The sequence below is a fragment of the Kitasatospora sp. NPDC085879 genome (assembly GCF_040686255.1).
Lineage (GTDB): Bacteria > Actinomycetota > Actinomycetes > Streptomycetales > Streptomycetaceae > Kitasatospora.
This window is the reverse complement of the sequence record NZ_JBFBJZ010000047.1, coordinates 17663-39165: the sequence shown is the minus strand read 5'-3', so window position 1 is coordinate 39165 and position 21503 is coordinate 17663. Positions and strand designations below refer to the sequence as shown.

General features: G+C 73.0%; 17 protein-coding genes. 8 read left to right on the top strand and 9 right to left on the bottom strand.

Translation table 11 applies throughout. From position 1 onward, the window contains the following. The first annotated feature begins 431 nt into the window (after window positions 1–431). The gene (locus AB0P35_RS29375) at window positions 432–3038 is read left to right on the top strand and encodes a hypothetical protein (protein ID WP_363516629.1); all 2607 of its coding nucleotides are present in this window, start codon (window positions 432–434) and stop codon (window positions 3036–3038) included. 166 nt (window positions 3039–3204) lie between these two features. Here AB0P35_RS29375 and AB0P35_RS29370 read toward each other — a convergent pair whose 3' ends face one another. Continuing rightward, entirely contained in the window at window positions 3205–4476 is a 1272-nt protein-coding gene (locus AB0P35_RS29370) for an MFS transporter (RefSeq protein WP_363516626.1), read from the bottom strand. 133 nt (window positions 4477–4609) lie between these two features. Between AB0P35_RS29370 and AB0P35_RS29365 the strand changes: the two genes are divergently transcribed. Then, window positions 4610–5545, top strand: coding sequence for a LysR family transcriptional regulator (locus AB0P35_RS29365; RefSeq protein WP_363516624.1), 936 nt, complete (start codon window positions 4610–4612; stop codon window positions 5543–5545). A gap of 784 nt (window positions 5546–6329) precedes the next feature. After that, window positions 6330–7109, top strand: coding sequence for a VOC family protein (locus tag AB0P35_RS29360; RefSeq protein ID WP_363516621.1), 780 nt, complete (start codon window positions 6330–6332; stop codon window positions 7107–7109). A gap of 245 nt (window positions 7110–7354) precedes the next feature. Here AB0P35_RS29360 and AB0P35_RS29355 read toward each other — a convergent pair whose 3' ends face one another. Continuing rightward, complete coding sequence (locus AB0P35_RS29355) at window positions 7355–8278, bottom strand: NADP-dependent oxidoreductase (protein WP_095878141.1); 924 nt, start codon at window positions 8276–8278, stop codon at window positions 7355–7357. 147 nt (window positions 8279–8425) lie between these two features. Here AB0P35_RS29355 and AB0P35_RS29350 point away from each other — a divergent pair, with 147 nt between their 5' ends. Next, window positions 8426–9487, top strand: a complete 1062-nt coding sequence (locus AB0P35_RS29350) for a helix-turn-helix domain-containing protein (protein ID WP_363516668.1) — start codon at window positions 8426–8428, stop codon at window positions 9485–9487. Window positions 9488–9638: 151 nt separating this feature from the next. After that, window positions 9639–9986 carry a hypothetical protein gene (locus tag AB0P35_RS29345; RefSeq protein WP_363516618.1) on the top strand — a complete coding sequence of 116 codons (348 nt, stop codon included), beginning with the start codon at window positions 9639–9641 and terminating at the stop codon, window positions 9984–9986. 144 nt (window positions 9987–10130) lie between these two features. On the opposite strand, the gene AB0P35_RS29340 is transcribed toward AB0P35_RS29345, so the two are convergent. Then, window positions 10131–11366 carry a GNAT family N-acetyltransferase gene (locus AB0P35_RS29340; protein WP_363516615.1) on the bottom strand — a complete coding sequence of 412 codons (1236 nt, stop codon included), beginning with the start codon at window positions 11364–11366 and terminating at the stop codon, window positions 10131–10133. 151 nt (window positions 11367–11517) lie between these two features. On the opposite strand from AB0P35_RS29340, the gene AB0P35_RS29335 reads away from it, so the two are divergent. Next, window positions 11518–12228, top strand: coding sequence for an MOSC N-terminal beta barrel domain-containing protein (locus AB0P35_RS29335; protein WP_363516612.1), 711 nt, complete (start codon window positions 11518–11520; stop codon window positions 12226–12228). Window positions 12229–12275: 47 nt separating this feature from the next. Here AB0P35_RS29335 and AB0P35_RS29330 read toward each other — a convergent pair whose 3' ends face one another. Beyond that, window positions 12276–13148: a LysR family transcriptional regulator gene (locus AB0P35_RS29330; RefSeq protein ID WP_363516609.1), complete on the bottom strand. Its 873-nt coding sequence runs from the start codon at window positions 13146–13148 to the stop codon at window positions 12276–12278. Window positions 13149–13283: 135 nt separating this feature from the next. Here AB0P35_RS29330 and AB0P35_RS29325 point away from each other — a divergent pair, with 135 nt between their 5' ends. Then, the gene (locus tag AB0P35_RS29325) at window positions 13284–13634 is read left to right on the top strand and encodes a carboxymuconolactone decarboxylase family protein (protein WP_095877862.1); all 351 of its coding nucleotides are present in this window, start codon (window positions 13284–13286) and stop codon (window positions 13632–13634) included. 24 nt (window positions 13635–13658) lie between these two features. On the opposite strand, the gene AB0P35_RS29320 is transcribed toward AB0P35_RS29325, so the two are convergent. The 4 genes from AB0P35_RS29320 to AB0P35_RS29305 form a co-directional block, all read right to left on the bottom strand. Continuing rightward, on the bottom strand, window positions 13659–14339 hold the full coding sequence (locus tag AB0P35_RS29320) for a HEAT repeat domain-containing protein (protein WP_363516605.1): 681 nt from the start codon (window positions 14337–14339) through the stop codon (window positions 13659–13661). Window positions 14340–14739: 400 nt separating this feature from the next. After that, complete coding sequence (locus AB0P35_RS29315; RefSeq protein WP_363516602.1) at window positions 14740–15813, bottom strand: CU044_5270 family protein; 1074 nt, start codon at window positions 15811–15813, stop codon at window positions 14740–14742. Then, on the bottom strand, window positions 15810–16454 hold the full coding sequence (locus tag AB0P35_RS29310; RefSeq protein WP_363516599.1) for an RNA polymerase sigma factor: 645 nt from the start codon (window positions 16452–16454) through the stop codon (window positions 15810–15812). Before AB0P35_RS29310 ends, AB0P35_RS29315 begins: the two co-directional genes overlap by 4 nt. A gap of 104 nt (window positions 16455–16558) precedes the next feature. Beyond that, entirely contained in the window at window positions 16559–17176 is a 618-nt protein-coding gene (locus tag AB0P35_RS29305) for a TOPRIM nucleotidyl transferase/hydrolase domain-containing protein (RefSeq protein WP_363516596.1), read from the bottom strand. Between the two features lie 294 nt (window positions 17177–17470). On the opposite strand from AB0P35_RS29305, the gene AB0P35_RS29300 reads away from it, so the two are divergent. Further along, a complete protein-coding gene (locus AB0P35_RS29300) occupies window positions 17471–19108 on the top strand; it encodes a serine hydrolase (RefSeq protein ID WP_363516593.1) in 1638 nt (545 codons plus the stop codon). A 542-nt stretch (window positions 19109–19650) separates the two neighbouring features. Here the strand turns inward: AB0P35_RS29300 and AB0P35_RS29295 are convergent. Beyond that, window positions 19651–21246, bottom strand: a complete 1596-nt coding sequence (locus tag AB0P35_RS29295) for a penicillin-binding transpeptidase domain-containing protein (RefSeq protein ID WP_363516590.1) — start codon at window positions 21244–21246, stop codon at window positions 19651–19653. Between the last annotated feature and the right edge of the window lie 257 nt (window positions 21247–21503).

The window sequence follows — 21503 nt, the reverse complement described above, 5'->3', positions numbered from 1 at the left end:
CGTCGGACTGATGCACCAGTCCGGCCGGTGCGACATGAGGCGGGGCGCTCGAGCGGGTTCAGCTTGGACGTCCGGGTCCTCTCGTCCGGTTCTGCGGTTCGGCCTCATGGTGCTGGTCGAGCGCGGTTGCGTGGCGGAGTTTCACCGTGCTGTCGAACAGGGGAGCCTGTCGGGCCGCGCTCACGGCCCCCTGCCCGGGGTCACAACCGTCGACAAGACCGTCACCACCGGGCAGCGAGTCGTTCGGTGCGCTGCCTCGCAGTGCCGCCCGAAGAACGGACACATCGCGAGGAGGAAGTGCACGACCACCGGGCCGACGGCGAGACAGCAGGGCAGGCCGTCCTCCGGCCGGTGGCGTTCGTCCAGCGGTGCGGGGCGGGCCACCCTATCGTTCGTGGACGGGGGAATCCTGCGGACCCGAGGTGTGCATGATGCCGAGACACCCAGGCCGGACGATCGCCGCGGTGCTACTGGCCGCGGCCGCGGCCCTCACTGCGTCGGCCGCCCCCGCTTGCGCGGCCCCCGACCCGACCGCCCTCTGCGCGCTGGCGCAGCAGTCGCTCGAGGCCGGACATCTGGCGCAGGCCGCGGCACTGTACACCCAGACGGCCGACGGGAACCCGTCGACCTGCGCGTCGGTCGGTCTCTCCCTCGTCGCTGCACACCACCAGGTCGCCGCCCAGTCGGCTGCTGCCGGGCAGGAGTTACTCCAGGCGGGCGACCTCGCGGCGGCCGAGCGGAAGTTCCGGGAGGCCCTGGCCATCGACGCCGAGAACGCCGAGGCGACGGCCGGCCTCAACGCGATCACTGCCCGTCAGCAGAACCTGGCCCTCTCTCAGTGGGATCTGTTCTACGACCGCTGGGTCCTGCCGATGACCCAGCTGCTCACTGCCGCCGCCATTCTGCTCCTCGTCCTGCTGACGCTGAGCGGGCTGCTCAGTGGTGTCGTGGTGAAGGTCGACTCGATCGCGTGGCCCAGGCCCTGGCGGATCTCGCTGGGCGTCATCGGTTTTCTCCTGCTGGTCGGATCGGCGCTCATGTTCGCGATCTACCAGATGTTCCATCCCTTCGACCCGGGCGACATCAGCGACTGGCCGGCGGACCTGACGGCGCTGGTCGTCTTCCCCGCGGCAGTCACCGTCGCGGCTGCTTGGACCCACGAACGCCACCGAGTCGCCTCCGAGTGGGAGTCGCGCGGGAAGACGCTGATGCGGCTAATCCGCAGCTGGCGGCCCACCTTCGCGGGGGCATGCACCTACTGGTGGCGCCTGCTGGTCCCGCTCGTGATCATCGGCGGCCTCGGCCTCCTCCTCCGCACGGTCGTCCTGCACGACCCACGCCGGCAACTCCTCACCACCTACGCGGTACTCACGCTCGACGGGATCCTGCTCACCGCCGCGACCTTCGGTCAGAACCTCCGCCTTCAGGTGTCAGTGCAGTCCCCGGACGGCGAGAATGACCCGGTCGCCACCGACTACCTGCTCGCCCGGGTCCAGGACCTGGGTATCGACACCCCGCCGATGCGCCTGCGGGCGGTCACCAGCTCCATGCACCTCAGCAAGATCAAGACCGAGGACCTCAGCGCCCTGCCGTCCGGGAAGATCGCCGCGGCTCTCTCCAGCATCTTCTTCGCCATCCGGCCGGACCTCACCTGGCGGGTACGGGCCGCCATCATGGACGACAACCGGATCACCGTGACGCTCACCCGCAACGGCCGCCACGCCGAGAGCGACATCTTCAGCCGCGCCGAGCTGTTCCTCCCGCTGAGCAAGGGCCAGGAGGCCCGGGAGCGCGCAAAGGCCCAGCTCCTCACCGGCGCCGCCGCCGTCACCCTGCTGCGGCTGAGCCGGGCGCACCCCCGGCTCAGGGACCAGCTCTGTGGTGCCACCGCCTGGCGGAGCGTCACCCTGCAGGTCATCGCGACCAGTCGCTCGCTCATCGACGATCCCGACCTGCGAACGGCCTTGCTGGCCCGAGCCGTCGACGAGGATCCGGGAAACGTCCTCGCCCGCGTCGACCATCTCTGGGCCCTCCAGGACGCCACCCCGCACGACAGCGCCGCCTACCGGCAGCTCGCCGAGGAGGCGGACGACCAGTTCGACGACATCAAGGCGTTCTGCCCCGACGCTCTGGTGATCCGTGCGCTCTACCGCAGCGCCTCCCAGTGGATCAACAGCTTCGTGGTGTCGGGCCGCTCGGACAAGCACGCCCTCGGCCTGGCCGAGAAGCGGGTCGAGGAGCTGGAGAGCGCGTGTGAGGACGTCGACACGAACGACATGGATCTCCTGACGCTCGCCAAACAGATCCGCCCCATCGGCAAGGCCATGCGGCACGAGATCAAGGCACTCACCGATGTGCGGTCGGATCGTCACTCGTTCATGGAATCCTCGCCCGCGCCACGGCTGGCCTACGAGTACGCCCGCCTCGCCGGCCTCGACCGGCGGAGCCATCCCATGTCCAAGCGCACCGCCCTCCGCTACCTGCGGATCGCGCTGCCGACCGAGGCCCTCAGAGCCGAGGCCCGCAAGGATCCCTGCCTTCGCGCGCTGCACGACAGCGAGGAGTACCAGGAGCTCACGGCCACCGCCTCCACCTTCGTCGATCTGCCGGTCTTCGACTCCTGCCGGCCGAAGCTGGTCGAGGCCGGACTCAGCGCTCCGACGGATTTCCTGTTCCGCACCGCGACCACCCGGCAGCGCGCCGTGCTGGCCGAGTACCTCGACATCTCGCCGGTGCTCGTCGAACGGTTCGTCCAGATCGCCCAGCTGACCCAGCTGCACGACCGTCTCGACTGCGCCGCCGCCCTGGGCCTGCTGGTGGCCTGCGGCATCGACTCACCGGCCCGGCTCCGCCTGGAGTTCGCCAGGGACAAGGACACATTGTTCGAGGCCCTCAGGGACGCGAACAGAGACGGTCCGCGCATCCAGGAGATCGAGGACGTGGAGTCCTGGCTACCGGACGCGGTCTCCACGGCTGCAGCCGCCCAGCGTTCCCGGAGGGGTCGGCGGGCGGCGGATCTGGTCGGCCGGCTCCTCTAGACGGTTGATGCCAAGGGCTCATGTCGCACATGAGAGGAAGCGAGGGAGTCCGGAGATCGATTGCGACGCCTGATCTGGACTCCCTCACTGCGCAAGGCGGCCGGCCTTGTGCCGTTGAATGACACGCAGCCGGCGCGAATCGAGCCGTTGCTTCCGGAGCGGGTGTTCATCGCACTGATGGCCGAAGCAGATGCCGATGAGGACCTGGACCGGCGGTGCGCCGTGGCAGCAGCAGCGGGGTCGCCAGCAGGAGTACGCCGGCCAGGCCGATGGCCGTGCGCGGGCCGAGCAGGCCGCCCAGCACGCCCCAGACGGCCGTCAGGAGCGCGGTCGCGGCCTTGGTCGTCACTGCCCACGCGGACAGCGTGCGGGCGATCCGGTCGGTTGCGGTGCGCTGGAGGCGGTAGGTGGCGTGGACGGGGTTGAAGACGCCGCAGCAGAGGGTGAGCCCGAACTCGACGCCCATCACCAGGAGCAGCCCTCCGGTGCCCGGCTGCAGGAAGGCCAGGCCGACGGGCCAGAGCGCGCGCAGTGTCCCCGTCGCGATCAGGACCTGGTGCTGTCCGAACCGGGTGACGAGCGGTCGGGCCAGCCGCGAACCGAGCAGGCCGCCGATCGAGGGCGCGGCGAAGGCGAGGCCGTACTGCCACGGTGTGAACCCGAGTCGGCCGAGCATGAGGACGGCCAGCAGTGGCTCGGCGGCCATGACCAGGCCGTTGAACAGGGCGGTGTTGAGGAACAGTGGGCGTAGTGTCGCGTCGGCGAGGATGTACCGCCAGCCGTCGAGCAGGTCCCGGGCCCGCATATGTGCGGTCTCCCGACGCTCGGGCGGCGGCTCGTTCCCGCCCGTCACGCGGATGCCCAGGGCCGAGAGCAGGTAGCTGGCGGCGTCGGCCGTCACCGTCGCCACCGGACCGAGGAGCCCGATCGCGGCGCCGCCCAGCGGCGGTCCGATGATCGTGGTCGTCCAGGCCGTGGACTCGAATCGGGCGTTCGCGACGAGCAGGTCCTCGGCCGGCAGCAGCGTCTTCAGGTACGCGCCGGAGGCGGCGCGGAAGGTGATGTCGGCCGCCGCGACGACGACCGAGACCAGTAGGAGCTGAACGAGGGTGAGCGCGCCGAGTACGAAGGCGGTGGGGATCGTCAGCAGCGCGCCGAACCGCACCACGTCCATCGTGATCAGCACCGACCGCTTGCGGCGGAACTCCACCCACGGGCCGAGCGGCACCGCCACGGCCGCACCCACCGCAGCCCCAACGGAGGAGAGCGCGGCGACTCCGGCCGGTCCGGCGTGCAGCACCTGGACGGCGATCAGCGGGAACGCGCCGAAGGCGAGCCAGGTGCCGAGCGCGCTGGTCCCGTACGCTCCCCAGAGCCACCCGAACCGCCGCCCCAATCGATGTCCCGGCCGGCGCCGCGGCCGGTGCCCGCTCCTCATGCCCGACGCCCCTCGCCACACCCGCACAACCGATCCGCGATCGGAAGCCATCAAAGCGAGGCCCACACCCCGGGATCAAACAACCACAGGGCTTCCAGGACACAACCAGTGGTTGTACCCGTAGGCTGTCGGCATGGACCTCGACACCGTCCGGACCTTCGTCGCAGCCGCCGACGCGGGGCAGTTCCAGGAGGCCGCCGCGGAGCTGGCCGTCACCCAGCAGGCCGTCTCCAAGCGCATCGCCGCACTGGAGCGCGACCTCGGCGTGCGGCTGTTCACCCGCACGCCGCGCGGGGCCGAGCTCACCATCGACGGGCAGGCGTTCCTGCCGCACGCCCGCGAGCTGCTCCGGGTCGCCGAACGCGCGGCCGCGTCCGTGCGCACCGGCAGCCGACCGCTGCGCGTGGACGTGATCGCCTCGCGCGTCGCGCCGTCGGGCCTGATGCGCGGCTTCCACCGCGCGCACCCCGAGATCGAGCTCGACGTGGTGATGCTGTTCGACGTCGAGACGGCCGTCGCCGCCCTTCGCTCCGGCGCGATCGACGCGTCCTTCCGCGCCGTCGCCGTGCCCGGCCGGCCCCTCCCCGCGGACATCGAGTCCGTCCGGGTGCTCGACGAGCCGCTCCAGCTCCTCACCGGCCCCGCGCACGCACTCGCGGGCGCGAGGTCGGTGACCGTCGCCCGGCTCGCCGGGCACAGGATCTGGATGCCCGGCATCGTCCCCGGTACCGAGTGGGCCGCCTACTACGACGACCTCGCCTCCGAGTTCGGCCTCACCATCGAGGCGACCGGCCCCAACTTCGGCTCCGACGCCCTTCTCGACACCATCGCTGACACTCCGGCCCTGGCCACCTTCATGGGCGAGCAGACCCGCCTCGTCTGGCCCGCCGACCACGGCCTGCGCCGCATCCCGGTGACCGACCCGACGCCCGTCTACCCGCACTCGCTCCTCTGGCACCGCGACAACCCGCACCCGGCGCTGGCCACCCTCCGCACCCACCTCGCCGCCACCACGGCCCGCCAGGTCGCCGCCGAAACCTGGGCACCGGCCTGGGTGACTCCGCGCTGAAACACCGCCGAACCGGGGCGCGTGACCGACACGACGAGTCCGGCCGCCACCGCCGACGAACCCCTGCTCACCCGCGCAGTTGCTCTGGTCGTGCCGACACTCCGCTGACACGCGGCCCGGACCGGGGCCACACGGTCGATCCTCCGGACTACCGGCCGGGGTCGGCTCCGTTTCGGCTGCTCCCGCTAGCCACGTCCGCCACACGTGGCGGGTGTTCGGCATCTCGAGCGTCCCAGCTGTTCTGTCTGGCCCTGCGCTGATGCGCGAGCGCCGCGGTCCGCTCGGCAGGATCGTCCGCTATGAGGTCGAAGGCCCAGCCCAACCGTGCTCTCCAGGCATCGGCGTCGTCGCTGCCTGCTCCCGCGCCTGCCGCGGTTTCGTCCGTCACGCCGAAGATCATCCCCCGGCGACCGGAGCGCGTACACCGGTTTTGGCCGGGCGAACCGGACGCCGCGGCACAGCGGCGGCGGTCACGCCCGGCCCCAGGTCCTGCGGGCGACCGTGCCGCGCTGGGAGAGATGCTCGCTCGACCAGGTCCGGCAGCACCCACCGCTGCCCGGTCGGGTCGGGGCGGGCGTTCCTGGTGCGCGGACGGGAGCAAACTCGGCGGATACCGGCACGCCGCCCGGACACCTCGCCCATGGCCCGCCGCCGTTCGCCGGCGTGCGCTCCGAAGAGGCTCTGGCGGGCGCTCGGCTTCCCTCCGTCGCGCTGGTGTGTCGGACGGGCGACTCCGGCGTGCGAGGAGAAGGTGTTGGGAGAGCCCCCGTCCGAAGGAGAGAGAATGCCCGAGGTCACCACTCCGTACGCGACCGGCACTCCGTGCTGGATCGATCTGATGGCGAAGGATCAGCAGGCCGCGCTGGACTTCTACCGCGACCTGTTCGGCTGGCAGGGACAGCCCGGCCCCGCCGAGTTCGGCGGGTACGCGGTCTGCGAGCTCAACGGCAAGGCGGCGGCGGGCATCGGCCCGGCGATGGCGCCCGAGGGTATGCCGGAACCCCCGACCGTGTGGACCAGCTACCTGGCCAGCACCGATGCCCAGGCCACCCAGGACGCGATCGTCGCCGCGGGCGGCACGCTGCTCGTCCCGGTGATGGACGTCGGCAACCTGGGCCGGATGCTGATCGCCGCCGACCCGCAGGGTGCGGTGTTCGGTGTCTGGCAGCCCGGTGAGTTCTTCGGCGCCCAGGTGGTCAACGAGGCGGGCGCGCTCACCTGGAACGAGCTGCACACCAGCGACGTGCCGGCCGCGACCGCGTTCTACGGCGAGGCGTTCGGCATCGAGATCGAACCACTGGACGGCGCGGACTCCTACTGGGAACTGCGGGTCGGCGGCCGCGCGGTCGGCGGCGTCACCCTGCTGGCCAACGACCCGCCCGGTACCCCCGCGCACTGGCTGAGCTACTTCGCGGTCGACGACGTGGACTCCACCGTGGACGCCCTGGTCAAGGCGAACGGCACCGTGCTGGCCCCGCCGTTCGACATGATGGCCGGCCGCATGTCCGTGGTCGCCGATCCGCAGGGCGCCCCGTTCGCGATCATCAATCCGACTCCGCTGTAGGTGGCCGACCGGTCCTGGGCCCGTGGCAGTCGGCCGGGGTGGAGGCGTTTTTGAGGGCCGACAAGGACGACCGCTTCGTCGTCGGCGAGGTCAGCCACCAGGCTCTGCCGGGTGACCCCCCTCGCGCCCCACGGGACACGCCCCGAGGGCCGAGGCCGAACACGGTTCCTCCTCGTCGGAGGCCCGGCAGATCGTCTGCCGGGCCTTCGTCGCGTCCGGGGTGTCCCTTACGCCGCTCCCGGTACTCAGGCGACCGTCAGGACGATCTTGCCGGTGGTGCGGCCCTGCTCGCCGATCTCGTGCGCCTTCGCGGCCTCCGCCAGCGGCAAGACCGTCTCGACCACGGGCTTCAGCGCGCCCCGCTCGACCAGGGCGGCGATCTCGCGCAGGCCCAGGTGGTCCGGCTCGACCAGGACCCACGAGGCCTGCACCCCGTCCGGGGCTGCGGGCACGTCGTCCGGGCCGGGCAGGGTGATCAGCCGGCCGCCGGGCCGGAGCACCTTCAGGGAGCGCTCGGCCGTCTCGCCGCCGAGCCCGTCCAGCACGACGTCGATGTCGGACACGACGTCCTCGAACCGCACCGCCCGGTAGTCGACGACCTCGTCCGCGCCCAGCTCCCGCACCAGGTCGTGCTTGCCGGCGCTGGCCGTGCCGATGACGTAGGCGCCGCGGGCCTTGGCGATCTGTACGGCGAAGTGGCCGACCCCACCGGCCGCCGCGTGCACCAGCACGCGCTCCCCGGGACGGACATCGGCCGCGTCCACCAGGGCCTGCCAGGCGGTCAGTGCGGCCAGCGGCAGTGCCGCCGCCTCGACGTGCGTCAGGCCGGCGGGCTTCGGGGCGAGGTGCCGGGCCGGCGCGACCACGTACTCGGCGTATCCGCCCGCCTGCCGGGGGAACAGCGGCATTCCGAAGACCTCGTCGCCGGGGCGGAAGATCCCCACGCCGGGCCCGACGGCCTCGACGGTGCCGGACACGTCCCAGCCGACCGCCGGTACGGCGCCCCACTCGATGAGGGCGCCGCCGGCGCGGGTCTTCCAGTCCACCGGGTTCACTCCGGCCGCGTGGACCCGTACCAGGACCTCGTTCAGTCCCGGCTCCGGGCGCTCGATCTCGCGCTCGACCAGGTTCTCCGGTCCGCCCCACTGCTCCACGACCACCGCGCGCATGCTGTCCGCCTCGTCCTTCGTTTCGATCTTGGTTTCGATCCTCATGCCGCCGGGTTCCCCCGGCGACGCAGTCCACGATCCGACATGCGGGGGCGGCGCAGTGTTGGCCGTCCGGCCACTATGTGACAGGATCTGGCCATGGGCGGAATGCAGGCGGCACGGAGGGTGGGCGAGCGGGACGCGGAGGCGAAGGCACCGCCCCGGCGGCACCGGATCGCGGTGCTCGCCCTGCCCGGGGTTCCGCCCTTCGAACTCGGCATCCCCTCCCGCGTCTTCGGCAGTGCGGCGGACTCCGAGGGCCGGCCGCTCTACGACGTCACCGTCTGCACCGCCGACGGCGCCCCCGTCCTCAGCGACGCGGGCTTCACCGTGCAGCCTGCCGCCGGCCCCGAGGCGCTGGCCGCCGCCGACACCGTGATCGTCCCGCCCACGCACGCCATGCCCGAGCTGGGCCGCGGTGGCCCGCTGCCGCCCGAGGTCGGCGCGGCCATCGCCGGCATCCGGCCCGGCACCCGGCTGGTGTCCATCTGCACCGGTTCCTACGTGCTCGCCGCGGCCGGGCTGCTCGACGGCCGGCCGGCCACCACCCACTGGAACCTGGCGCCGGAGTTCCGCCGGGCCTACCCCGCCGTCAAGGTCGACGAGGACGTCCTGTTCGTCGACGACGGCGACGTGCTCACCTCCGCCGGTGTGGCAGCCGGCGTGGATCTGTGCCTGCACGTGATCCGCCGCGACCACGGCGCGGCGGTCGCCAACCGGGCCGCCCGCATGTGCGTCGTGCCGCCCTGGCGGGACGGCGGACAGGCCCAGTACATCGACCGCCCGGTCCCCGAACCCACCGTCGCCAGTACGACCGCCACCCGCGCCTGGGCCCTGGAGCACCTCGGTGAGCCCCTGCCGCTCACGCGGCTCGCCGAGCACGCCCGGATGAGCCTGCGCTCCTTCACCCGGAGGTTCCGCGACGAGGCCGGCATGACCCCGGTGCAGTGGCTCACCGCGCAGCGCCTGGAAATGGCCAAGCAACTGCTGGAGACCACCGACCTGCCGATCGACCTGGTCGCCCACCGGGCCGGCTTCGGCTCCGCGAACTCCCTGCGCACGCACATGCGGACGGCCTTCGGCGTCTCACCCGCCGCCTACCGCCGCACCTTCAGCCCCCACGACCCCGCGACCGCCCCCGGCCCGCCCCACGACGAACGAGCGGCGTAGCACTGCGGGTTCACCGGAGCACCCACGGCGGCCTCGGGGGGCCGGATGACGGGGACCCGGATCGACGGCGCGTCAAACATGGATCTCTCCATCAGGGTTGGCGGCAGCGCCCCCGGCGGACCGTTCCGGGGCGGCTGCTATCTTCACGATCATGAAGCTGAAGGGCGTTGTCCGCCTTGCGGTGGCCGCCGCGGTCGTCCTCGCCGGCCTCTGGGTCCGGGGTGGCGCGGCGGCGGGATTCCTGCCGGAGAGCAGTTGGGGGAACTGGCGGTCGGAGGAGGTGGAGCACTGGTCAGTCCACGTCCGGGTCAACACCTGGAGCCATGCGGCCGAGGCCGACCTCCACTACGGCAAGGCCGAAGACACCACGCTCAAGGCCTATGGAGCGAGCGACAGTTACGCCGCCGACCTGGAACCCGTCCGGTTCACGCTCAGTCCGGGTGGCACGCTCACTGTGACGCGGCTCGCCCCGAACGGTGCAGGCGCCGGGGGTTCATAGTTCCTCCCCGCGGCGACGGCGGTCGCCGCGCACGCCCTGCGCACAAGGCCCCGGTGAGCATCGAACCTGACGAGCTCACCGGGTGGTGTGCGGCACGGGCCTTTCGCCCCGCTCGGCCGTGCGCCGGGTCAGAAGTGCGCCGGGTCAGAACCAGTGCAGGCAGTGCGGGGAGCGGTCGGCGCGGAAGAGTGCGTCGGCGAGGGCGGCCGCGCCCGGGTGGTGGGCCGGGATGTGCCCGGCCCGTACGAGCGTGCTCGGTGCGGTACCGCCGAGGTAGACCGAGCCCAGGTCCCGCACGGCCAGGGACAGGTCGGGCTCGCGGTCCGTCGGGACGCAGTCGGCCTTGCCGTCCCGGACGGTCAGCAGGTAGCGGCCGTGCTCGCCGAGGAACGGGTCGTCGACGTCGAGGACGAGCTCGCCGTCCGTGAACCAGCCGCGCGCGGTCAGCGCACGCGGGACGTCCAGCAGCCGCACCCAGAGCCAGTCGGTGTCGTGGCTCACCTCGCCGGCGCGGAAGTCCGCGAGCTGCCAGCGCAGCGGGTGGTCGGGCGGGACGTGCTTGAACACGACCTGAGTGACCAGGTCGTGGCCGATCACGAACCGGGCCAGGGCCGTGAACACGGCGTCGTCGGCGGCGATGGTCTCGTCGACCGTCAGGGTGTCGGAGTCGCCGAGCGAGTAGCTGGCGTACCCGTCCGGGACGCCGTCGGCGTCCCGGTGGACGGCGACGTAGCGCGGCGCCGCGGAGACCGGGGGCTGTCCCGCGCCGAGGGCCCACCAGCGGTGCGGCCGGGACAGCGCGCCGGGCTGGGCTCGGCGGTACCGGTCGTACACCTCCTCCAGGATCTCGCCGCACTCGGCACGCCGCAGCACCTCGACCGAGCCGGTGTCCGCACCGGTCGCCGGTACGTCGGCCGTCCCGCTCGCCCTGGAAGGGCTGAACGCGGCCTGGCGGCGCGGCATCGTCAGCCGCTGCGTGTAGGTCGCCGGTCCGTAGCCGAACCTGCCGTAGATCAGCGCCTCGGTGGCCAGCAGCACGGAGAGGAACTCCCCTCGGGCCCGCAGCTCGGTGAGCTGATGCCGCATCATCGCGCTGAGCACGCCCTGACGTCGGTGCGAAGGCAGGACACCGACGAAGGACACCCCGGCGGCCGGGGCGAGGATCTCGCCGGGCAGGGTGAGCTCGAAGGAGTGCGCACCGGCGGTTCCGACGGGCCGCCGGTCCGCCGTCACGGCGAGCAGGCCGCGGTCCAGTTCGAGCGCCGACCACCAGAGCCCGCCGCCGCCCTCGGCCGGGGTTTCCGGGAAGCGTCCGAACGCGGCATGGAGTGTGTCGACGAAGACGTCGAGGTCCTGCTCGGTCGTGGGACGGATCTCCATCGCTGCCCTGGCCTCCCCGGGATACCGGCACCACCGGTCGCGGCGCCCCGCCACAGTGCAGCGTCGCCCTGTGGACGGGTCAAGCGAATTACGGCCGGTCACAGTCCAGGCCTGCCCCGCCCGATGATCAACTGCCGGTACGCTTGGCCGAGTGACGGTTCCCATGGGCGTGGTCGAACGCATCTGGCGCTACCCGGTGAAGTCGACCGGCGGTGAGCGGCTGCAACAGGTCCCCGTCGACGCCCGTGGACTGCTCGGGGACCGTCTGTTCGCCGTCCGCGACGCCGAAGGCAAGATCGGTTCGGGGAAGAACACCCGCCGCTTCCGCAGGATGCCCGGGCTGCTCCACCTGCGCTCCCGCTACCTGGAGCACCTGGACCGGCCGGAACTGCTCGACCCGCACGGCACGGCCGCGCCCGACCCGACGGCGTACATCCGCGGCTACCTCGGCCGCGAGGACGTCGAGGTCGCCCGTGAGGGAGTCATCTCGCACTTCGACCAGCTACCGCTGAGCGTCCTCACCACCGCCACCCTCGACTGGGTGCGCTCCGCCGCCCCCGACGTTCCCGTCGACGAGCGGCGCTTCCGGCCGAACCTCCTCGTCCGCACTCCCCCGGGCACCCCACCCTTCGTCGAGGACCAGTGGTTCGGCCGCCGGGCCCGCATCGGCGACACACTCCACGTCGACTTCCAACGGTCCAGCGAACGCTGCGCGATGACCAACGCCGCCCAACAGGACCTCCCCCACTCCCCGTTGATCCTGCGCGCGATCGCCGCCGAGCACGACAACCGCCTGGACGCGCTCGCCACCACCGCCACCCCGGGCACCCTTCGGCTCGGCGACGCGGTCGTCCTGCTCTGAGCCCACCGCGGTGCCGCAGCCCTCGCCGAGGCGCCGTTTCGGCGTCGCTATGCCGCCACGTCTCCCGCGGCGGTGCAGAGTGCGTCGACCAGGGCATCGACGAGCGGGTCGACACAGCCGGCGTGCCGGGCGGCGACGACACGGCTCGGCGGGTGGCCGTCCACCGGTACGAAGGCGACGCCGGGCCGCGCGTGCCGCACCGCGGCCCCGGCTGGCAGCAGCCCCACTGCCCCCTCCCACAGGACGCTGTGCAGGCACTCCTCGACCGACGCCACGACCGGGCCCGCGGAGTCGTCCTCGGCGGCGAGCCAGTAGGTGCGCCACCGGGCGTCCGTCCCGGGCGGCAGCCGGAAGCGCGCGCGGTCGGCCAGCTCCGTGACGTGCAGCCGGTCGCGGGCCGCGAGGGGATCGTCGGCGGGTACGGCCGCGACCACCGGCTCCAGCCCGAGCGGGCGGATCGTCAGACCGCCGGTGTCGAAGGGCAGCCGGGTCAGGGCCAGGTCCACGCGCCGCTCCCGCAGCCCGGCCGACGGGTCGGTGATCGGCGCCTCGCGCAGTCGGACCCGCAGGCCGGGGCGGCTGCGCCGGAGCGCCGCCAGTGCCGCCGGGCCTACGTCCAGACCCGCGCCGGCGGCGACGCCGACCACCAGCACCCGCTCGGCCTCGGCGCCGCGCACCCGCTCCCGGGCGCGCTCGACCCGCTCCAGGAGGTCGCGCGCCTCCGCCAGCAGCACCTCCCCGGCCGGGGTGAGCCGCGCCCCGGTGGGGATGCGGTCGAACAGCCGACACCCGAGATCCGCTTCCAGGTCCCGGATCCGGCGGCTGAGCGGCGGCTGGGCCAGGTGCAGCCGGGCGGCCGCGCGGCCGAAATGGCCCTCCTCGGCCACCGTGACGAAACAGCGCAACGCCCGCAGGTCCATGACCGGCCACGATACCCAGAACGGAACCGCCCGACCGAAACCGGTCTTGGACGGGCCCCGGCCGCCCGCGGTGAGGTGGTGTCAGGCGCCGGACATCAGCGTCCGTCGCCACCCGCCCGGACGAGGAGTCCACCCGTGTACGAGCACCCCGACGACCTGCACCGCGCCCGCTCCGTCGGCCGCGCCGCCCCCGCGGAGTTCGCCGCCTGGCTCGCCTTCCAGGAGGCCGTCGACCGGGAGGACGGCGCCGTTCCGCGCCGCTACCGCGAACTGATCTCGGTGGCCGTCGCGCTCGTCACCCAGTGCTCCTACTGCCTCGACGTGCACACCGCCGCCGCCCGCCGACACGGCGTCACCCCCGAGGAGCTCGCCGAGACCGCGTTCGTGGCTGCCTCCGTCCGGGCCGGCGGCACGCTCGCCCACGCCCTGCTCGCCGACCGCCTCTACGAGCAGCACGGACACGCTGCGGCACCCGCGCACGGCTGACCGCCGGCGGGCGGCGCCAACGGGTCAGCGTCCACGGGCGGCCAGTGCCCGGACCGCCGCGGCGGCCGCGTCCCGGACGGTCGGAAAGGGGTCGTGCGCGGCCGACTGCCGCAGCTGCACCGTCGCGTCGTGTGCGCCGACCCGGCCGAGTGCCGTAGCGGCGCGGGCGCGGACCCCCTCGTCGGGATGGGCGAGGGCGCGCTGCAGCACCGGGCCGGCCGCGGGGTCGCCGCGCAGACCGAGCGAGGCCGCGGCCTCGCCGCGGGTGCGGGAACACGGATCGGAGAGGAACTCCGTCAGCATGCCCACCGCGCGGCGTGTCCCGCAGTCCGCGCGTCCGAGGAACCAGGCGAGCGACTGTCGCAGCCGGCGGTCGGCTGCCACGGTCCATGGCACGTACGGGAGCAGCGCGGCCACCGCGGCCGGGCCTGCCGCGACCAGCGCCCGGCTCGCGGCCCGGTGCACGCGCCGGTCGCCCACCGATCCGGTGAACACGGCCGCCAGGGCGCGCACCGCGCCGGAGCCCGGGTGGAGCGTCGCCAGTCCGTCGAGCGCCACCAGGGCGACCGGGCGCGGTCCCGTACAGAGGCGGACGAGCAGCGGGACGAAGCGGTCGTCGGCGAGCCGGACGACAGCCCGCGTCAGCTCCTCGTCCCAGCGGACGTCGACCGCCGTGACCAGCCGCAGCAGCGCGTCAAGGCTCACCGGGTCGTTTCGACGGCACAGGCCGAGGACGAGAAGCCGCACGCAGGTGGGGCACGCGGACGCGGGGGCCGTCGGCGCGGAGGCCAGAGCCCGCGCCACCGCGGTGAGTTCGGCGGGCGACGGCCCGGACCCGCCCACGGGACCGGAGGGCCCCCATGGCCGGCGGCGCATCACGCACAGCGCCGCCGCACCCGGATGTTCGACATGCATGGGTGCGATCCAACTCGCCCGGCACACGGCCGCGCAAAGGAGATTCCGGCGCACGGCGCGTGGCCGGTCGCCCACCGGCACCGGTGCTCTGTGTCGATCACCGGCACCCGCGCCGCGCAGCGGGTCTTCGGTCTCTCGGAGGGCTCCCCGGCCGGCTGTGCCGGCCGGGAAGCCCGCCCCGACAGGTTGTTCAGGCCGTCTGGGAGGAGGTCTCCTTCATGCCGTTGACGATCGCGCGTGCCGTGATGGCCTGGGTGAAGACGACCGTGCCGGGCTTGATCAGGTCCTTCTCGCCGGAGGTGCCCTCGACCTGGACGGTGCGCTCGCCGAGGAAGGTGAACGAGGTCTTGTCGAAGATCCACTCGGTGCGCTGGCCGGAGGTCTTGTCGAGGCGGGCCACCGCGACCCCGTGGCGGCCGACGGCGTCGACCGCGTCGTCCACCTTCACCACACCGGGGATCTTGGCGGCGGCCTTGTAGAGCGCGGCGGACAGCGTCGCCGGCGGGTAGCTCTGGCCGAGCAGGTCGCCGATGGTGGTGAACGCCTCCGCGTCCGGGCCGGAACCGTGGCCCGCGGTCTCCGTGTAGATCTTCTTCAGCAGGGCGTCGGGGTCGGCGGGCAGCGCGGCCAGGTAGTCGTACGACGGTGCGTTGAGGTACGGCTTGACCTTCGAGTCCAGGGACGTGCCGTCGGTGGCGCCCTGCTCGATCAGCCAACCCTTGTGGCCGTCCGGGGACTTCCAGGTCCGCCGGGTGTGCAGGGCGTCGCTGACCAGCGAGCTCTTGCCGTTGACCGTCCGCACGTAGGTGTTGGCGACCTTCGTCTCGAGGTAGACGAACTGTCCCGCGTTCGCCTGCGGGACGGGGGCCCCCTGGGCGGCCAGGGAGATCCGGTCGAGGAGCTGGGTGACGCCCTGCGGGTCGGCGGCACCGACGACGGTGGTCAGGGCGGGGCCGGCGGCCAGGGTGGTGGTGTCGCCCGAGTCGGCGATCATGTTGACCCCGGTCAGGACGGCACCCGCCAGGGCGCACGCCGCCACCGGCAGGACGATCGCGCGGCGCAGGAACGGGTTGCGCGGCTTCGCGGCGCCGGCCCGGGCGGGGCGGGAGACGGGAGTGGTGTCGAGGTCTTCGTGGATACGGGCCATCAGGCGCTCCTTGTGGAACTGGTGGCGGCCCGCCGGCAGATCCCGCTCCACGGTCGGCAGGAGCCTTTCGGCATCCGGCCACTCAGCCGGATGCGGCTGGGAGGGGCTGGCGTTCATCGGTTTCCTTCCTGTACGGGCCGGACCGCTGTTGCGCGGTCGCCATGTATCTGTCGAGTGCGGCTGGTGAGTTCCCGTCTCTCTGCCATCAGTTCCGCGCTTGCGAGCTTGCGCAGTCTGGTACGGGCCCGGGACAGCCGGGAGCGGACGGTGCCGAGCGGGATGCCGAGGGCCTCGGCGACCTCGGCATATTCCAAGCCCTCCCACAGGCACAGGACGAGGACCTCGCGTTCGGAGCGGCGCAGCGAGCCCATGGCGGCGATCGCGGCGGCGATCCGGCGCCGGTCGTCGACCTGGCCGGCCACGTCCTCGGCGTGGTCGGGCACTTCCGTCACCGACGGTCCCGTGGCGGCGAGCGCCGCGGCCGCCGCGCGGTAGCGCCGGTTGCTGCGGCAGTGGTTGCGGGCGAGGTTGGTCGCGATGCCCAGCAACCACGGCCGCAGTGAACCCCCTTCGGGGGTCACCTTGCCGCGCAGCCGCCATGCCTCCATGAACGTCGCCGACATGACGTCCTCGGCGACCGACCAGTTCGCGGTCAGACGGAAGGCGTGGTTGTACACCGCTCGGGCGTAGAGGTCGAACAGCTCCGCGAAGACATCCGGGTCCCCGGCCCGTACCCGGGTTCGCATATTGGTGATCACTCCTGTGCACTGTCCGGCATCCGAGGGCGAGTTCCCGTGACGTGCGTCACACCCCGCGCCGGCACCCGCCCCGGCGGCGCGGCCGGCGCCGCTCGGCGGTTCGGTCACAGGTGCGCGAGCAGATCGTGGAGAGGAACGGGTACCCGCTCGGCGTCGAGGGCCTCGACCAGGAGGCGGCCGTAGCGGATCTTGCGGCCCTTCGTCGTACCGAGGAAGCGCCGCATCTGCTGCTGCGGGGGCCGGCCCAGATGTGCAGGTTGGCTCACGAAGGTCCGCCAGGCTCGGAGGTCGCCCGCTGCCCGGACGATCTCCTCGACCTGTGCCACGCCCAGCGTGCGGATGAGTTCGTCCTCCAGGTCCGTCGCACACACGAAGAACGATTCGCGCGGCACGCGAGCCCTTTCAAAACCGCGGTCGTAGTAGCGCTGCTCGCCCTCGTCGCACAGTCCGGCGAGGCGCAGACCCAACCCCGGCGGCCCGAGGAGGTCGGCGTAGCGGCCGACGTTCATCGCCCCGCCCATGGATACGAGGCACACCCCCTCGGCGGGTAGGTCCCGGCCTCGGCGCGCGGCCAGCGTCTCCACGGCCGCGAGGTCGCTCGGCCCCTCCAGCAGCACCGCGGTCCGCACGCGCAGTCGCACGGCGAGCTCGCCCGCCGGCTCACCGGGGCTGCCCGCCGCCCAGCCGGTGACCGCGTCCCGGAATGCCTGCATGTCCGCCATGGGGCGATTCTGCTCCTGCTCGGAGCGTCGGGGCACGGATTTTCGCGCTGCCGCGTGCCAGGGGCTTCGAGGGAGGAGGAGCGCCGGCAACGCCCCGGTGAACTCGCCCCCTGTCAGTGTGGCCCCGCAGCGAAGCCGTCCCCCGACGCGCCGACGCCGCCGGACGGGTGGATTGCGTTCGGGGCGGCGCGGCGGCCGCCGGAGCCGCCCCGGGCCGTCGAATACTCGCGCCGTGAGGCGGACGGTGGCGCCGTCGGAATCGGGGCCGCGTCGCCCGGACGAGGAGGGACGTTGATGCATCGTCACGGCGTGGCCCGGCGGACCGTCGCCCGGCCGGGGCTGCGTGTCGCCGCGCCGCTGCTGGCCGGCGTGCTGCTCGCCGGATGCACCTCGGCGACGGGCGATCGCGCGGCCGAGCCCGCGCCGAGCCCTTCGTCCGCCCCTGCCACCGCGCCGCCGACGCAGCCGCCGCCCCAGTTGACGGAGGAGCAGGTGTCCTCCGCCGTGGCCCGGATCGACGGCTACGTGCAGGACGCCATGGCGAAGACGGGCGTCCCGGGGTTGGCCCTCGCCGTCGTCTACCGGGACAAGGTCGTCCACGCTAAGGGCTTCGGCGTCCGTCAGCTCGGCAAGCCGGAGCAGGTGAGCCCGGACACGGTGTTCCAGCTCGCCTCGCTCTCCAAGCCGATCGCCTCGACCGCGGTCGCCGGGGTGGTCGGCCAGAAGGCGGTGACGTGGCAGGACCCTGCCACCGCCCACGACCCGGGCTTCGCGCTGGCCGACCCCTGGGTGAGCGGCCACGTGACGATCGCCGACCTCTTCTCGCACCGCAGCGGCCTGCCGGACCACGCCGGCGATCTGCTGGAGGACCTCGGCTACCAGCGCGACTACATCCTGCAGCACCTGCGGGACCATCCGCTCGCACCCTTCCGGGCGAGCTACGCCTACACCAACTACGGCCTGACGGAGGCGGCGGTGGCCGTGGCCAAGGCCAAGGGGGTCGCCTGGGAGGACCTGGTGGCGGACGTCGTGTACAAGCCGCTGGGGATGAGCTCCACGAGTTCGCTGCGCTCCGCCTACGACAGTGCGGCGAACAAGGCGGTGCCGCATGTCCGGACCGACGCCGGCTGGCAGGTCAGCACCACCGAGAACCCGGATCCGCAGTCCCCGGCCGGCGGGGTGAGCTCGAGCGTGCAGGACCTCGCCCGGTGGATGCGGCTGCAACTCGCCGACGGCAGGTTCGAGGGCCGGCAGATCATCGACGCGGCGAGCCTGAACGAGACCCGGCTGCCGCACATCGTCTCCAACCCGCCGAAGGCGCCGGCGGGCAACGCCGGCTTCTACGGCCTCGGTTGGAACGTCAACCAGGACACCCACGGCCGGCTCCGGCTGAACCACTCCGGCGCCTTCGAGCTGGGCGCGGCGACCGTGGTGACCCTGCTGCCCTCCGAGCAGCTCGGGATCGTCGTGCTGACCAACGGTCAGCCGATCGGGGTCCCGGAGGCGGTGGCCGAGGCGTTCTTCGACTTCGCCCAGGAGGGCCGGGAGACGGTCGACTGGCTCGGCTTCATGGGCAAGGTCGTCCCCGCCGCCGCGGTGGTCGGCGTCTCGCCGACCGACTACAGCAAGCCACCGGCCGGCGCCGCCCCGGCCAAGCCGGACGCGGCCTATGTCGGGACGTACGCCAACGGCTACTACGGGCCGCTGACCGTGAGTGCCCGGGACGGCGGGCTGGTGATGAGCCTGGGACCGGACAACCTGCAGTTCCCGCTCCGGCACTACGACGGCGACGTCTTCAGCTTCCAGACCCGGGGGGAGAACGCGGTCGGCCTCTCCGGGGTGACGTTCACCGTGGGCGCCGACGGGCGGGCCTCGACGGTGGTGGTCGAGCAGTTCAACCACGATGGCCTCGGGACGTTCACCCGCTCCTGAACGGCCCGAACGGCCGGAGCGGTCGCGTGGCGGCGGGACCGGCGAGGGCCGCACGGGCCCGCCGCGGCACCGGCGGTGTCATTGACGATTCAACGGTTCTCGTCCGGGTCGGTCACCCGGCGGAGCAGAGGTTGTCGTTCGGACAGAACATCGTCCAGACGTCCGAATCCGCCGGGCGGTGGCCGGTCTCGTTCACGGCCGGTCCGGCCGGGCCTCGCCGACCACGGACCGTACACGCCCGGACGGTGACCGTGCCGCGCGCCGCCGCCGTCGGGACGTACCGCCCGGTCCGTTCTCACAGCGTGTGAGAGGCCCCGGTTGGCGCGTCACGGGACTATCGGCATTGGCCGTACCGGGGCGCCTTCGTGGTGTTGTCGCTCTGGCGTAGTTCCGGTTCGTTGCCTTCGCAGCGCAGCGGGCCGTTGACGGTGTTGGCCCGGAGTGTGGGGACGGCGTCGTCGGGGAGCGGGCCGCTTCGTCGCACTGGAGGAAAGGCACGGAACGGTCCAGCCCGGGGCCCGTGGCGGCCGATTGCGGCGGGGTCAGCCGTGGCCGCCGGCGCTCAGGAGCTGGGCGGCTGCCCGGCCTGCGGCGTCGGCGCCATGGCCTGCGCCCTCCACCTCCACCGCCACGGCCAGGTCGCCGCGGTAGGCGATGAACCAGCTGTTGGGTTTCTTGCCGTCGACCTCGGCGGTGCCGGTCTTGGCGCCGACCTGCCCGGTGAGGCCGGCCATCGGCCCGCGGGCGGTTCCGTCGCGGGCGGTCCTGGCCATCATGGCCCGCAGGGCGCGCCCCACCTCCCCGGGCAGCCGGCCGGGGGCGGCGGTCCGGTCGGTGACGCCGTCCATCACGACCGGCTGGCGGAAGGTGCCGCTCTGCACGGTAGCCGCCACGGAGGCCATCAGCAGCGTGTTCACCTGGATGCCGCCCTGGCCGATGTACTCGGCGGCCTGCTCGTCCCGGCTACCCGGGACGGGGATCCGGGCGTCGAAGCTCTTCAGGCCGGTGTGCCATTCCAGGCCGAGGCCGAACTGCTCGGAGGCGACCTTGGACAGCGTGCCGGGCGCCAGTTTCGCCAGACCCTGGTCGATGAAGGCGGTGTTGCACGAGTGCGCGAAGTCGTCGGCCAGGGTGTAGCCGGGATGGTCGCCGCGCTCGTCGTTGTGCCACACCTTCGGGGAGGTGGTGGTGTCCTTGCACGGCGCCGGGCTGTCCGGGCCCAGGCCTGCCTCCAGCAGCGCGGCGGCGCTGAGCACCTTCATGGTGGAGCCGGGCGCGATCCCGCCTCCGAAGGCGCGGTTGAACATCCCCGCCGGGGCGTTGGCGATGGCGAGGATGCGCCCGGTGCTCGGCTCGACGGCCACCAGCGACCCGGCCCTGCCGCCGGCGGTCTGCTCCTTGAGTGCCGCGTCCGCGGCCCGCTGGAGTGCAGCGTCGAGGGTCACCCGCAACTCGGCCCCGCCCGGCTCGGTGAGGGCGAACAACTGCTCCGGTGGCCGCCCGGAGCCGTGAACGAGCACCACCGCCCGGCCCGGCGTGCCGGAGGCGCCGCCGGGGGTCTTCACACCCGCCAGCAGCGCCTTGACGGGCGAGGAGTCGTCGAATGCGGTGCCGTGCCGGTCGACCAGCCGGCCGGCCGGTGCGTCGACCGGCTGGACCGCGATCGATCCGCCGTTCGCCAGGCTCGGGTGGATCACATCGGGCGCCCAGTGCACGGCCGTCCGCCCCTCGCCGGTGCGGACCACGCCCAGCCTGCCGTCGTACTCCCAGGCGCGACCGGTTCCCTCGAACCGCAGCCGGGCGTGGAAGCCCACCGCGCTCTGCCCCGTCCGTCCCGCCTCGGTGGGGACGGCGCCGGTCGGGGTGAGGGTGAACTCGCTCGGCCGGAGCGCCTGTTGGAATCCGGACAGCGCGCCGGCGGCGATGTCCTGGCGGTCGGTCAGCGCGGCGGCCGCCGTGAAGTCACCTCGTCCCCAGGCGTCGATGAAGTCCTTCGCCGCGGTCACGGCCTGCTCGGCGGTCGGCGCCTGAGTGGCGGGCGTCGACGGCGGCTGCGTCGGCCCGGCAGCGCTGCTCTTGGAGCCGCCCCGGATCGCGTGGGCGATGTTGTACGCGCCCAACCCCCCGACCGCCAGCATGATTCCGCACACGACAGCGACACCGATCCTGACCGCCCGCCGTGCGGGCACGGCCCTCGCCGGCGCGTCCTCCGCGTCGTGCTCGTCATCCGCGTACTCGATCATTCCCGCCCCCGTGGAGAGTCACAACGGTGGTGATCCTCTGCTCCCGAACGGCCGGCCGTCATGAGTACGCGTACTCAGAAACCGGGGCCCCGCCCGGAGAAGAACTACGTGGCTGAGGTCTCGTCACCCGGCGCCTGCCGTCGCCGACCGGC